Below are 13,140 nucleotides of genomic sequence, written 5' to 3' on the forward strand. Positions count from 1 at the left end.
CTCGATTCCTCAGTGATTTTTTGATTTATACCGTAGCTGGTCATTCACGAACGTTACGCAAAGTATGCCGACAGCAGGTAGCAGCCAGGCCAAGCCCTGATTATGTAGCGGCATCCTGGCACTGAGCGTAGTCAGCCATAAGGGGCCGCCCGCGGCGCTAAGTGCCTCAGCCAGACCAAACAGAAAGGTGACGAATGCCGCAGGGACAATGACCCGCGCTGGTGAGTGGAAGGTTGTCCGCATGAAAAAGGTCACGATAAGTACAACAAACACCGGATAAATCGCCGTCAGAACCGGCACCGATAACGCAATCAATTGGGTCAACCCGATATTTGATATCAGCATGGAGACGATGGCAAAAAACCAGATGCAGGTTCGATAGCTAAAACGGGTATGGTCGCTGAACCAGGCGCCACAGGCCGATGTCAGCCCGACAGCGGTAACCAGGCAGGCAAGGGTCATCAACACCCCCAGAAAAATGTCGCCGCCAGGCCCATAGCTAAAGTGGACATAAGCACTGAGCACCTGAGCGCCGTTTGTTGCCCCATCAATCAGCCCGCTGCTACTCAGGCCAAGCCGGAACAGGCCTGCATACACCACGACAAGGCCCACGCCTGCAATCAGGCCGGAACAGAACGCATAACGAGTAATAAGGCGGGGAGAGGTCACCCCTCTGGATTGAATCGCTCTGACAATCACCAGCCCAAAGACCAGGGCTGCCAGCGTATCCATCGTCAGATAACCATTGGTGATCCCCTGAGAAAAAGGGGAGGTGGCATACAGACCCTGTGGAGGCAGGGGAGCCCCCGCTGGTACGAGCATCGCCGTGATTGTCAGTACCAGAAGCGCCACGATTTTCAAAGGCGACAGGAACTTGCCTACCGTATCGAGAAGGCGGCCGGGATGAAGGGAGATCAGAACGACCAGCGCGAAAAAGCTCAGGCTCCACCATGCTAAGCCATACGCGCCAGGGTGATAATGTTGTAATGCCAGCTCGTACGAGACGGTGGCGGTTCGCGGAATGGCGAACAGCGGTCCGATACAAAGATAACAGGCAATAGTCAGGACCAGACTGCAGAGGCGTCCGGTGGGCTGGGTTATTGCCTGCAGCGATCCGCCGGCTTTCGCCATGGCAATGGCGGTCATCACCGGCAACCCGACACCCGTCAATAAAAAGCCCATTGCGGCATACCAGACGGATGTTCCTGCCTGTAAGCCGATCAGGGGCGGAAAAATGATATTACCGGCCCCAACAAACAAGGCGAAGTTGAGAAACCCCAGGATAAAAATGTCTCTGACGCGGAAAGTTGTCATGTGGATATCGTCTTCACTCTGGTTGTCGGCAGCGCCAGAGGTTAATTATAAAACACGCCCTGAAACCGGGCGTGCCAGCCGTGCATGGGGATCAACGATGGCCGTGATGCCCATGAAAATCATGCCAGCCATGTGCATGGGAAGGATCATGGTGCCAGTGATGATGATCCGGATGATGGCGATCGGTGGAGTGATGATCCCTGATCACGCAGCCGCTGAGCATCAGGCTCAGGATAACCAGGGAGACATTCAGACATAACTTACTGTTCGGCATACTGCCATCCTCTCAAGAGTGCTTAATGAGTTGAGGGCAATGATATAGATTAAACAAAAAGTTGTAATTTCAACATTTGTTGTATGTTGAAATTAAAGGTAACAAAATTATTCAATGCGTAAAATCTTATGAAAATAAAATTACAATTTAACTTATTGTTTTATAGGTGATTTTGTTTTGATGGATTTGTCTCGCTGTATAAAAATCGCCCTTTTCTCTCACTTCTGTAAAAAGCGTAATAATAAGTAATTGAGATTGTCACGCAGCGGAATAAAACGGATAGTGCGCCCCACAGGAACAAAACCACATAAGGAAAATGGTTATGAAAACGTTACTCTCTCTTGCTGCACTTCTTGGTCTTGCCTCATCTTCTGCTTTTGCTGCCACTGCACAGGACTGTGTAAAGGCAGATAACCCGCAAATTGAAGCACTCTTTGATAGATGGAATGCCTCATTACAAACAGGCGATGCCCATAAAGTGGCGGAAAATTATCTGAGTGATGCGGTTCTGCTACCGACAATTTCAAATCAGGTGCGACTGACCGATCAGGAGCGCGTGGATTACTTCCAGGATTTTCTGAAGAAGAAGCCTTACGGGAAAATTGATAGCCGCACCATTCGTCTGGGCTGCAATAAAGCTATTGATACCGGAACGTATACCTTCACTTTCGCCGATAAATCGACCGTGACTGCCCGCTATACCTTCACCTATGCGTGGGATGGAAAAGAGTGGAAAATTTCCTCCCATCACTCTTCCGCAATGCCTGAAGGATAAGATCTGTCCCCTCTCCCTTTGGGGAGAGGGGGAACCACTCAGCGTCTTACCGGCGCTCCGTTCGCCACGTAATACGCCGCTGTACTCTTCGCCAGCGGCTCGCGCCCGCGAATGGCATCAGCAATTTTCTCACCGATCATAATGGTGGTGGCGTTCAGGTTGCCGGTGATGATCTGCGGCATGATCGACGCATCCACCACGCGTAACCCTTCGAGCCCGTGAACGCGGCCTTCGCCATCGACTACCGCCATCTCGTCATAGCCCATTTTGCAGCTTCCACACGGGTGGAAGGCGGTTTCGGCGTGGTTGCGCACGAACTCGTCCAGCTGTTCGTCGGTCTGGCACTCAACCCCCGGGCTGATTTCGCGGCCACGGTATTTGTCCAGCGCGGGCTGATGCATGATTTCGCGGGTGATGCGGATCGCATCGCGGAATTCCTGCCAGTCCTGCTCGTGGGACATATAGTTGAACAGGATCGCCGGATGCTGGTGCGGATCGCGCGATTTAATACGCACATGCCCGCGGCTTGGTGAGCGCATCGACCCAACGTGACACTGGAAGCCGTGCTCTTTCACCGCGTTGGAGCCGTTGTAGTTAATCGCCACCGGCAGGAAGTGATACTGAATATTCGGCCACTCGAACTCCTCACGGCTGCGGATAAACCCACCCGCCTCGAAGTGGTTGCTCGCCCCCACGCCGGTGCCGCCAAACAGCCACTCGGCGCCAATCTTCGGCTGGTTCCACCACTGCAGGGCAGGGTAGAGGGAGACCGGCTCTTTGCATTCGTACTGGAGATACATCTCCAGGTGATCCTGCAGGTTTTCGCCCACGCCGGGCAGGTCATGCACCAGCGGAATATCAAACTGCTTCAGCAGTTCCGCGTTGCCCACGCCGGAGCGTTGCAGGATCTGCGGAGAGGCAATCGCCCCGGCGCACAGCAGCACCTCTTTGTTTGCCGATGCTTTGGACGGGATGGTGCTTTCGCCTTCCAGCCACTCAACGCCCACGGCGCGCTTGCCGTCAAAGAGAATGCGATCGGTCATGGCGTGGGTGCAGATGGTCAGGTTCGGGCGCTGCTTCGCCTGGTCCAGATAGCCGCGCGCGGTGCTGGCGCGTCGGCCCTGTGGCGTAACCGTTCTGTCCATCGGGCCGAAGCCTTCCTGCTGATAGCCGTTGAGATCGTCCGTGCGCGGGTAGCCCGCCTGCACGCCCGCTTCCACCATTGCCTCAAACAGCGGGTTCACGCCCGGTTTGGAGGTGGTGACGCTCACCGGGCCGTCGCCGCCGTGGTAGTCGTTTGGACCCACGTCGCGGGTTTCAGCCTTACGGTAGTAGGGCAGGCAGTTGAGGTAGCTCCAGTGCTCCAGACCCGGCTCTTTCGCCCAGTTGTCCAGATCCATCGCGTTGCCGCGCACGTAGCACATGCCGTTGATGAGCGAGGACCCGCCCAGCCCTTTACCGCGTCCGCACTCCATGCGGCGGTTATTCATATAGGGCTCTGGCTCGGTTTCGTACGCCCAGTTGTAGCGCTTGCCCTGCAGCGGGAATGCCAGTGCGGCAGGCATCTGGGTGCGGAAGTCAAAGCGGTAATCCGGGCCGCCCGCTTCAAGCAGCAGAACGGTGGTATCCGGATCTTCAGTCAGTCGTGTTGCCAGAACGTTGCCGGCAGAGCCGGCACCAATAATGATGTAGTCAAATTGCAAAAAAACCTCCCGGTTAAAATATGGACTGGAATTTACCCATCTCAACCTGGATGGACTTCACCTGGGTGTAACTCTGGAGCGTCATCACGCCGTTTTCGCGGCCGATGCCGGAGTGCTTGTAGCCGCCGACCGGCATCTCTGCCGGGGATTCACCCCAGGTGTTGATCCAGCAAATACCCGCCTCGAGCTGATGAATCGCGCGGTGGGCGCGGTTCAGATCCGCCGTCACGATGCCTGCCGCCAGCCCGTAGTCGGTGTCGTTGGCGCGGCGGAGAGCTTCTTCTTCAGATTCATAGGTGAGGATGGACATCACCGGCCCGAAGATCTCTTCGCGCACAATGGTCATCTCGTCGGTGCAGTCGGTGAACACGGTCGGGGCGACCCACGCGCCGTTGTCAAAGCCTTCGCCCTTCAGCACGTCACCGCCGCACAGCACGCGCGCGCCTTCCTCTTTGCCTTTGGCGATATAGCGCAGCACATTGTCGCGGTGCGGGAAGCTGACCAGCGGGCCAAAGTTGGTGTTTTCATCGAACAGATCGCCCGCGCGGATGCGGCCCACGCGCTCAACGATTTTCTGCTCAAACGCGGCCTTGAACTTCGCGGGTACGAACACGCGGGTGCCATTGGTGCAGACCTGGCCGGAGCTGAAGAAGTTGGCCATCATCGCGATGTCGGCAGCGAGATCGAGATCCGCATCGTCAAACACAATCAGCGGGGATTTGCCGCCCAGCTCCATCGTCACCTCTTTCAGGGACGAGGCCGCCGAGTTCGCCATCACCTTTTTGCCGCTGGCGACGCCGCCGGTGAAGGAGACTTTCGCGATGCCCGGGTGTTCGGTCAGGTACTGGCCGGTCTCCGCGCCCACGCCCGGCAGAACGTTAAACACGCCGTCCGGCAGGCCCGCTTCGGTGTAGATTTCCGCAAGCTTCAGGGCGGTGAGTGGGGTGACTTCGCTCGGCTTGAAGATCATCGCGTTGCCCGCCGCCAGCGCCGGGGCGGATTTCCACAGGGCGATCTGGATCGGGTAGTTCCACGCGCCAATACCCGCCACCACGCCCAGCGGCTCGCGACGGGTGTAGACGAAAGAGGTATCGCGCAGTGGGATCTGGCTGCCTTCCAGCGCCGGGATCAGCCCCGCGTAGTACTCCAGCACGTCCGCACCGGTGACGATATCCACGGTTGAGGTTTCCGAATACGCTTTACCGGTGTCGAGGGTTTCCAGCTTCGCCAGTTCGTCGTTCCGCTCGCGCAGGATATCGACGGCGCGACGCAGAATGCGCGAGCGCTCCATGGCGGTCATTGCCGCCCAGATTTTTTGCCCTTGCCGGGCACTCTGGACGGCGCGATCGACATCTTCGCGCCCGGCGGCCTGTACGGTCGCCAGAACGTCGCCGTTAGCCGGGTTAATGGTCTCGAAGGTGCGACCGCTGGTGGCGGATGTATAACCACCATTGATATAAAGCTGCTGTTCTGCCATTCGGGACATAAATTCTCCTCGGTTATTCGGTCGGTAAATGCTGGCTGATAAAGTGGCTGGTGAGCGACTGGGCTACGTTTTTATCCAGCGGTTTGCCGCTTAGCGCGGCGCGCAGCCACAACCCGTCGATCAGCGCTGCAAGCCCGTAGCCCGCCTCCTGCGCCTGTTCACGCGGCAGTTCGCGGCGGAATTCGTACACCAGGTTTGAAAGCAAACGGCGGCTGCTTACCTGTTGCAACCGGTAGAGCATCGGCTGATGCATGCTGCTCGCCCAGAAGGCCAGCCAGGCTTTCATTGCCGCGCTGCTGATCTGGGTTTCATCAAAGTTGCCGCCGACAATCGCCTGCAATCGTTGCTCTGCGCTGCCATCCGGCAGGGCATGCAGGCGGCTCAGAACCGCGTCGCGCAGCTGGCCGGTGATGTCGCGCATGGTCGCTTCCAGCAGGCCATTTTTATCTTTGAAGTAGTGACTGATGATCCCGGTTGAGACTCCCGCCCGACGGGCGATCTGCGCGATGGTTGCGTCATGCATTCCCACTTCATTTATTGCTTCCAGCGTGGCGTCGATCAGTTGCCTGCGCCGGATCGGCTGCATCCCCACTTTGGGCATTTTTGCCACTCCATTCATCAGCGTTGGTTAACCATTAAAGCGGTTTTTGATTGGACGTTCAATATAAAATGTGTCTTAATTGTTGCGGATTTGGATTTTAATAGTTACAAAAATAGTGGGGATACTGGATGACAGATCTTTCGCAAGACAGAGAAAAGGACAAAATCAATCCGGTTGTTTTTTATACATCCGCAGGACTGATTTTGTTGTTTTCCCTGATGACGATCTTCTTTAGCGACTTCTCTGCCGAGTGGATTGGGCGCACCCTGAACTGGGTGTCGAAGACCTTCGGCTGGTACTATTTGCTGGCGGCGACGCTCTATATTGTCTTTGTTGTCTGCATTGCCTGTTCGCGCTTTGGCTCGGTGAAGCTCGGGCCCGAGCAGTCAAAACCCGAGTTTAGTCTGTTAAGCTGGGCGGCGATGCTGTTTGCCGCCGGTATCGGCATCGACCTGATGTTCTTCTCCGTGGCCGAACCGGTCACGCAATATATGCAGCCGCCGGAAGGGGCAGGGCAGACGATGGAGGCCGCGCGCCAGGCGATGGTCTGGACGCTGTTCCACTACGGACTGACCGGCTGGTCGATGTACGCCCTGATGGGCATGGCGCTCGGATACTTTAGCTATCGTTATAATTTACCCCTCACCATCCGCTCCGCGCTGTACCCGATTTTCGGTAAAAAGATAAACGGCCCGATAGGGCACAGCGTCGATATTGCGGCGGTGATCGGCACCATCTTCGGTATCGCCACCACGCTTGGCATTGGCGTGGTGCAGCTCAACTACGGGCTGAGCGTGCTGTTTGATATCCCGGATTCGCTGGCGGCGAAAGCCGCGCTGATCGCGCTGTCGGTGATTATCGCCACCATCTCGGTCACTGCCGGCGTGGATAAGGGGATCCGCGTGCTCTCCGAGCTGAACGTCGCGCTGGCGCTGGGGCTGATTTTGTTTGTGCTGTTTGTGGGCGACACTTCGTTCCTGCTCAATGCCTTAGTGCTGAACGTGGGTGACTACGTGAACCGCTTTATGGGCATGACGCTGAACAGCTTCGCCTTTGACCGCCCGGTGGAGTGGATGAACAACTGGACGCTGTTCTTCTGGGCGTGGTGGGTGGCGTGGTCGCCGTTTGTCGGCCTGTTCCTGGCGCGTATTTCACGTGGTCGCACCATCCGCCAGTTTGTGATGGGCACGCTGATCATTCCGTTCACCTTTACCCTGCTGTGGCTGTCGGTCTTTGGCAACAGTGCGCTGCATGAGATCATCCACGGTGACGCGGCGTTTGCGCAGGAGGCGATGGCGCACCCGGAGCGCGGATTCTACAGCCTGCTGGCGCAATACCCGGCGTTCACCTTTAGCGCCTCCGTGGCCACCATTACCGGCCTGCTGTTTTACGTCACCTCGGCGGATTCCGGTGCGCTGGTGCTGGGGAACTTCACCTCGAAGCTGAAGGACATCAACAGCGATGCACCAAACTGGCTGCGTATCTTCTGGTCGGTCGCCATCGGCCTGCTGACGCTCGGCATGCTGATGACCAACGGGATTTCCGCCCTGCAAAACACCACGGTGATCATGGGTCTGCCGTTCAGCTTTGTGATCTTCTTTGTGATGGCCGGGCTGTATAAATCGCTCAAGGTGGAAGACTACCGCCGTGTCAGCGCCAGCCGCGATACCGCGCCGCGCCCGCTGGGCGCCCAGGACAGACTGAGCTGGAAGAAGCGTCTCTCGCGCCTGATGAACTACCCGGGCACGCGCTACACCAGCCAGATGATGGAGACGGTCTGCTTCCCGGCAATGGAAGAGGTGGCGCAGGAGTTGCGATTACGCGGTGCCTACGTGGAGCTGAAAAACCTGCCGCCGGAAGAGGGTGAGACCCTGGGGCATCTGGATCTACTGGTGCATATGGGCGACGAGCAGAACTTTGTCTATCAGATCTGGCCGCAGCAGTATTCGGTGCCCGGGTTTACCTACCGCGCGCGCAGCGGCAAATCGACCTACTACCGGCTGGAGACCTTCCTGCTGGAAGGCAGCCAGGGGAATGATTTGATGGACTACAGCAAGGAGCAGGTGATTACGGATATTCTGGACCAGTATGAACGGCACCTGAACTTTATCCATCTGCACCGGGAAGCGCCGGGGAATAGTGTGATGTTCCCGGATGTTTGAAGTTTGATCTGAATAACGCGTTTGAAAGTTGAGGGGCCAGATTGTTGTGAATCTGGCCCTGTACTTTTCAAATAGTGCTTATTATATCTTGAATCGGAGGTGTACTATGTACTCCTTTGTATTGTTTCAAGGTATAGAATGAGTATCTTTGATGAGTTAAAAACTTCGCTTGAAGAGGCCGTTGAGATCCATAGCGGAAGGAAAGCCGCTTCCAGGGTAACTCGCTATGAAGTCGCGGATGTTCGCGCAATCAGAGAACAGCTAAATGTTACTCAAAGCGAAATGGCGAAGGCGCTTGGCACGAGCGTTGATACGATAAAAAGCTGGGAGTCTAAACGTCGTAACCCAACCGGGCTGGCGGCGAAGGTTCTCAATGTGATTCAGAAGGATCCCGCGTTTTATAAAGCGCTTGCAGCTCAATGAGCCCCCTCATGCCGGGTGGCGGCTTCGCCTTACCCGGCCTACCGCGAGCCAACTTTGTAGGCCTGATAAGCGAAGCGCCATCAGGCTTGTAGCAGCGTCAACACGCTGTCATCCCTTTTGTGCCAGAAGAGGGTGAAACGTGTGCCCTCCGCATATTCTCCAGCCGGGTGTGAAAGCACCAGCACAAGAGTTTTATCATCTAACGCTGCGACTCTCGCACAGTCAAAACCCATGTAAATCTTTACCTGCGGAAACAGCGCTTTAAACAAACTTTCTTTCGCGCTAAACGCGAGCGTCAGCGCCTGTGCAAAAGGGTAGCCTGAACGCGTTAAACACGCCGCTTCCTGCGCATTGATGATACCGTCCTGGATTTCATGGGCTTCACGGTTGGAAAGGATCGCCTCTGTATCGATACCTACAAGGGCATGAGGATGGTGAACCACAACCGCCATCGCCTGCGTGCCGCTGTGGGTGATGCTGCCCGAAATCCCGTCCGGCCAGAGCGGTTCGCCGCTGGGGCCGATGCCGGGAACGGCGTGGCCAGGTAAGGCATGCGCGGCGGCGATGCGGCCCGCCAGATGCTCGGCTTTGCGTTTGCGTCCGGCGTCAGCCAGCTGTGCGTGATGGGGGAGCCAGAGGAGATCGGCGTCGGTGAAGGTGGTGGGGGCGAAGGTGATGCGGTGAATGGTGAGGCTGGCGAGAACGAAAGTGCTGTGGGTTGTGTGCATGGTTTTCCCTTCAGAATTGTGCGGCCTGTTGCCCTCACCCCGACCCTCTCCCACAGGGAGAGGGGGGAAGTCACTGCCTGTATCAGAATCGGGTATTCACGCTCATATACCACGTGCGGCCTGGCTCATTATAGGTATAAGCCCCTGCGCCGTACATATAGGCACCCGTCGAGGTATTCCCGGTGGTCTGGGCATTACCCGCACGCCACTGACGTTTGTCGAAGACGTTATCCACGCCGCCGGTCAGGCTGACGTTTTTGGTCACGTCCCACGTCGCGCTCAGGCCAAGGATGCTATACGGGCTGACCTCGTCTTTCTCAGACCCGGTCACCGGCTGACCTTTGTAATTGTACTTCTTCGGCTGCTGCTTGCCGTACCAGGTGAAGGTCGACTGGAGCGACACATCCTGATGCACCTGCCAGCTCAGGGTAGAGTTCAGCGTGTACTCCGGGATGATCGACAGACGGTCGCCGGTCTCCTTGTTCTTGCTCTGCAACATGTAGGTGATGTTGTTGGTCCAGTTGATGGTATCGCTGACTGGCACGTTCAGGGAACCTTCCAGGCCTTCAACCACCGCTTTCGGCACGTTCTCCCACTGGTAGATATCGGTGGTGACTTTGCTGGTGGAGGTCTGGCCGATTGGCGCATAGCCCGCTTCAATCTTGTTGCGATAGTCGTTGCGGAACCAGGTCACGCCCGCCAGCCAGCCGTCGCGTTTCCACTCCAGACCAATCTCTTTGTTGATGCTGGTTTCGGCTTTCAAATCGTCGTTACCCATCATGTAGCAGCCCACGCCGTCAGAGCTGGCGTAGCAGCCCTGGCCCTTGCTGTATAACAGGTAGTTCGGGTTGGTCTGGTACAGGCTCGGTGCTTTGTAGGCACGCGCAATACCCATCTTCAGGGTGAAATCATCCCCCAGACCCTGCGACAGGTTCAGGGACGGGCTCCAGTTGTTACCCACGATGGTGTGGTGGTCGAAGCGCAGCGCCGGGGTCAGCATGGTGCTGTCGGTCAGCTCCATATTGTTTTCCGCAAACAGGGAGAAAATCTCTGCGGAGGTATACGGGCTGCGATCGTCGCTCATCCCTGGAATGGTCCCGCCCTGCAGGGTTTGCGAGAAGGAGGTGGAATCCTTCATGCGCTGCTGGTTCCACTCGGTGCCCAGCGTCAGGTTCTGGTTGACGATGAAATCAATCGGCAGGTTGATCTCACTGTGCAGCATGACGTCGGCCAGGTCGGTATCGGTGAATTTATCGCTGTTGAACAGCCCTTCGGTTCCTCCGGCCAGCCCTTCACCCAGACGCGAGTTGCGGGTGTGTTCGTACTGCGCCCAGTTGCTGGTGGTAATGCCGTTATCCCAGCCGCCATTCCACGTGACGGCGAAGTTCTGACGATAGATACGGTTGGTCTCTTTACCGTAGTTCTTCTTCACCAGCGCATTGTCGTTGTTGGTGTTCTGGGTATCACCGGCGTAGAGGTTGTTCTGGCGGCTGTAGCCCGCTTCAAACTCCAGAGACTGCATTGGCGCAAAGTCCCAACGCACCACGCCATTGATGTCTTTGTTTTCTACCCCTTCACGGCCTGCAGGCAGGGTGTTGGCATAGGCGCCGGTACGCTCGGACTGATGGCCCTGGTTGATGTCCCACGCATCGGCCTGGGTTTTGTCGAGGTTACCGTACATGCGGAAGCTGAAGTCGCCGCCCAGCGGGCCGCTCAGGCTGAAGTTGGTGCGTTTTGTGGAACCTTCATCCTTGTGTTCAGGCGCGTTCAGATAGGTGTTCCAGGAGCCGTGCCACTGGTCGTCGAATTTTTTGGTGATGATGTTCACCACGCCGCCTGCCGCACCGTTGCCGTAACGCGCGGCGGCCGGGCCACGGATCACTTCGATACGCTCGATCATCTCAGGCGGCACCCAGCCGGTATCACCGCGGGTGTCGCGCTCGCCGCGCCAGCCCAGACGAATCGAGTTGCGGCTCGTGACCGGCTTGCCGTCGATCAGGATCAGCGTGTTTTCCGGGCCCATACCGCGGATATCAATTTGGCGGTTGTTACCGCGCTGGCCGCTGGTGGAGTTACCGGTCAGGTTAACGCCTGGCATGGTGCGGATGATTTCAGACACGTCACGCGCGGGCGGATTTTTACGGATCTCATCGGCGGTAATGGTGGAAACCCCCGGCGCCTGCAAATTCTGCTCGGCGGCGGTGATCACCATGGTGTCTTCATGCTGCGCGGAGGCGGTATTGTCGTCTGCCATGGCAGGCAGCGCGACGCCATAAATCCCTAAATTGACCAGCAAGGCCAGAGAGTGAATCTTCTTATTCATTGGATGTCCCGCTTTTATGGTTTCTTATGAACGCGCTTCCCACAGCGCGGGCATTACGCTATTGCAAATGCAAATAGTTATCAATAATATTATCAATAAAATTTGTCCTGAAACAAAAAAGACTGTTAAACATGAGGTTAGAAGGGTGACGGTGTTAACAACGGGAAGTGAAGCCTGGTGGCAGTCGAAAAACGGCCCGGAATGGGTGCGTGAACAGGGGAAATATAGGGTCACCTTCTGGTGGCGCGATCCGGCGGGAACGCAACACACCTCGGCGGTGAAACGCGTCTGGCTGTATATCACGGGCGTAACCGATCACCATAAAAATGCCCGCCCACAATCCCTCGAACGCATCCCGGATACCGACGTCTGGCAATGGCAGGGCGAGTTCAGCCCCCAGTGGCGCGGCAGCTACTGCTTTATCCCCTCAGAGAATACAGACGATTTTGCACCCGATGTGTTTCACGGTGAGCAGCCGGATCGCCTGGCGCTGCGCGAAGGCTGGCGCAAGCTGTTGCCGCAGGCGATATCCGACCCGCTTAATGCCCAGAGCTGGCGAGGCGGGCGAGGGCATGATGTCTCTGCGCTGGAGATGCCCGACGCTCCGGTGCAGCCCGGCTGGGATCGCCCCAATACGTCATACCGGCAGCCGGTCTGCATTGACTGGCAGAGCAAGCGGCTGGGCAATCGTCGTCGCGTCTGGATATTTACCACCGGCGATGACGATCCGGAACGCCCGCTGGCGGTGCTGCTCGACGGCCAGTTCTGGGCCGAGAGCATGCCCGTCTGGCCAGCGCTGACAGCGCTTACCGACGGACGCAAACTGCCGCCTGCCGTCTACGTTTTAATCGATGTGATAGATATGGCGCATCGCAATAACGAATTGCCCTGTAACCCCGATTTCTGGCTGGCGGTGCAGGAAGAACTTCTCCCTCTTGTAAAACAACGCACGCCATTCAGCGACCGCGCAGACCGTACGGTGGTCGCAGGCCAGAGCTTCGGCGGTCTCTCATCGCTTTATGCCGCACTTAACTGGCCGCAGCGTTTTGGCTGCGTGCTGAGCCAGTCCGGCTCTTACTGGTGGCCGCATCGCGGCGGGCAGCAGGAAGGGCTGCTTATCGCGCAACTGAAAGCGGGTGAAAAAACCGCACGCGGCCTGCGCATCGTCCTTGAGGCCGGGTGCAACGAGCCGCTGATTTATCGCGCAAATCAGGCCATTTACGACGAACTGCACACACAGCAGCAGGTTTACTGGCGTCAGGTTGACGGCGGACACGACGCGCTTTGCTGGCGCGGTGGGCTGACGCAGGGGCTGATGACCCTCTGGCAGCCGCTTATTCACTAACGGAGT

Annotated in this window: 11 protein-coding genes; 4 read left to right on the plus strand and 7 right to left on the minus strand. The window is 57.1% G+C overall.

Translation table 11 applies throughout. The features are described 5' to 3' along the window. Positions 1-9: 9 nt before the first annotated feature. Both brnQ and ACQG22_RS05965 read right to left on the minus strand, forming a co-directional pair. Positions 10-1,314: a branched-chain amino acid transport system II carrier protein gene (gene brnQ / locus ACQG22_RS05960; RefSeq protein WP_102751653.1), complete on the minus strand. Its 1,305-nt coding sequence runs from the start codon at positions 1,312-1,314 to the stop codon at positions 10-12. A gap of 91 nt (positions 1,315-1,405) precedes the next feature. Next, on the minus strand, positions 1,406-1,588 hold the full coding sequence (locus ACQG22_RS05965) for a hypothetical protein (RefSeq protein ID WP_154819466.1): 183 nt from the start codon (positions 1,586-1,588) through the stop codon (positions 1,406-1,408). A 316-nt stretch (positions 1,589-1,904) separates the two neighbouring features. Here ACQG22_RS05965 and ACQG22_RS05970 point away from each other — a divergent pair, with 316 nt between their 5' ends. Then, positions 1,905-2,363 (plus strand): SgcJ/EcaC family oxidoreductase, encoded by a 459-nt coding sequence (locus tag ACQG22_RS05970; RefSeq protein ID WP_369706356.1) that lies wholly within the window; start codon positions 1,905-1,907, stop codon positions 2,361-2,363. Positions 2,364-2,401: 38 nt separating this feature from the next. Here ACQG22_RS05970 and betA read toward each other — a convergent pair whose 3' ends face one another. Genes betA through betI form a run of 3 tightly spaced genes read right to left on the minus strand, consistent with a single transcriptional unit; the run spans position 2,402 to position 6,153 of the window. Next, positions 2,402-4,066, minus strand: coding sequence for a choline dehydrogenase (gene betA / locus ACQG22_RS05975; protein WP_045902366.1), 1,665 nt, complete (start codon positions 4,064-4,066; stop codon positions 2,402-2,404). A gap of 13 nt (positions 4,067-4,079) precedes the next feature. After that, positions 4,080-5,552 carry a betaine-aldehyde dehydrogenase gene (gene betB / locus ACQG22_RS05980; protein ID WP_045293331.1) on the minus strand — a complete coding sequence of 491 codons (1,473 nt, stop codon included), beginning with the start codon at positions 5,550-5,552 and terminating at the stop codon, positions 4,080-4,082. Between the two features lie 13 nt (positions 5,553-5,565). Then, complete coding sequence (betI, locus tag ACQG22_RS05985; RefSeq protein ID WP_058651704.1) at positions 5,566-6,153, minus strand: transcriptional regulator BetI; 588 nt, start codon at positions 6,151-6,153, stop codon at positions 5,566-5,568. 128 nt (positions 6,154-6,281) lie between these two features. On the opposite strand from betI, the gene betT reads away from it, so the two are divergent. Further along, positions 6,282-8,315, plus strand: coding sequence for a choline BCCT transporter BetT (betT, locus tag ACQG22_RS05990; RefSeq protein ID WP_013097646.1), 2,034 nt, complete (start codon positions 6,282-6,284; stop codon positions 8,313-8,315). 138 nt (positions 8,316-8,453) lie between these two features. After that, a complete protein-coding gene (gene nadS, locus ACQG22_RS05995; RefSeq protein WP_013097645.1) occupies positions 8,454-8,738 on the plus strand; it encodes a NadS family protein in 285 nt (94 codons plus the stop codon). A gap of 80 nt (positions 8,739-8,818) precedes the next feature. Here nadS and entD read toward each other — a convergent pair whose 3' ends face one another. Next, positions 8,819-9,466, minus strand: a complete 648-nt coding sequence (gene entD, locus ACQG22_RS06000) for an enterobactin synthase subunit EntD (protein ID WP_369706357.1) — start codon at positions 9,464-9,466, stop codon at positions 8,819-8,821. Between the two features lie 82 nt (positions 9,467-9,548). Beyond that, complete coding sequence (locus tag ACQG22_RS06005; protein WP_013097643.1) at positions 9,549-11,789, minus strand: TonB-dependent siderophore receptor; 2,241 nt, start codon at positions 11,787-11,789, stop codon at positions 9,549-9,551. 67 nt (positions 11,790-11,856) lie between these two features. On the opposite strand from ACQG22_RS06005, the gene fes reads away from it, so the two are divergent. Continuing rightward, entirely contained in the window at positions 11,857-13,134 is a 1,278-nt protein-coding gene (gene fes / locus ACQG22_RS06010) for an enterochelin esterase (RefSeq protein ID WP_369706445.1), read from the plus strand. Positions 13,135-13,140 lie beyond the last annotated feature (6 nt).

The sequence above is a fragment of the Enterobacter cloacae complex sp. 309I3 genome (assembly GCF_050031595.1).
GTDB lineage: Bacteria > Pseudomonadota > Gammaproteobacteria > Enterobacterales > Enterobacteriaceae > Enterobacter > Enterobacter cloacae.

Excerpts from the sequence above, each read along its gene's own strand:
- brnQ (WP_102751653.1), bottom strand. The coding sequence starts at position 1,314 with ATGACAACTTTCCGCGTCAGAGACATTTTTATCCTGGGGTTTCTCAAC.
- ACQG22_RS05965 (WP_154819466.1), bottom strand. The coding sequence starts at position 1,588 with ATGCCGAACAGTAAGTTATGTCTGAATGTCTCCCTGGTTATCCTGAGC.
- ACQG22_RS05970 (WP_369706356.1), top strand. The coding sequence starts at position 1,905 with ATGGTTATGAAAACGTTACTCTCTCTTGCTGCACTTCTTGGTCTTGCC.
- betB (WP_045293331.1), bottom strand. The coding sequence starts at position 5,552 with ATGTCCCGAATGGCAGAACAGCAGCTTTATATCAATGGTGGTTATACA.
- betI (WP_058651704.1), bottom strand. The coding sequence starts at position 6,153 with ATGCCCAAAGTGGGGATGCAGCCGATCCGGCGCAGGCAACTGATCGAC.
- betT (WP_013097646.1), top strand. The coding sequence starts at position 6,282 with ATGACAGATCTTTCGCAAGACAGAGAAAAGGACAAAATCAATCCGGTT.
- nadS (WP_013097645.1), top strand. The coding sequence starts at position 8,454 with ATGAGTATCTTTGATGAGTTAAAAACTTCGCTTGAAGAGGCCGTTGAG.
- entD (WP_369706357.1), bottom strand. The coding sequence starts at position 9,466 with ATGCACACAACCCACAGCACTTTCGTTCTCGCCAGCCTCACCATTCAC.
- ACQG22_RS06005 (WP_013097643.1), bottom strand. The coding sequence starts at position 11,789 with ATGAATAAGAAGATTCACTCTCTGGCCTTGCTGGTCAATTTAGGGATT.
- fes (WP_369706445.1), top strand. The coding sequence starts at position 11,857 with ATGCAAATAGTTATCAATAATATTATCAATAAAATTTGTCCTGAAACA.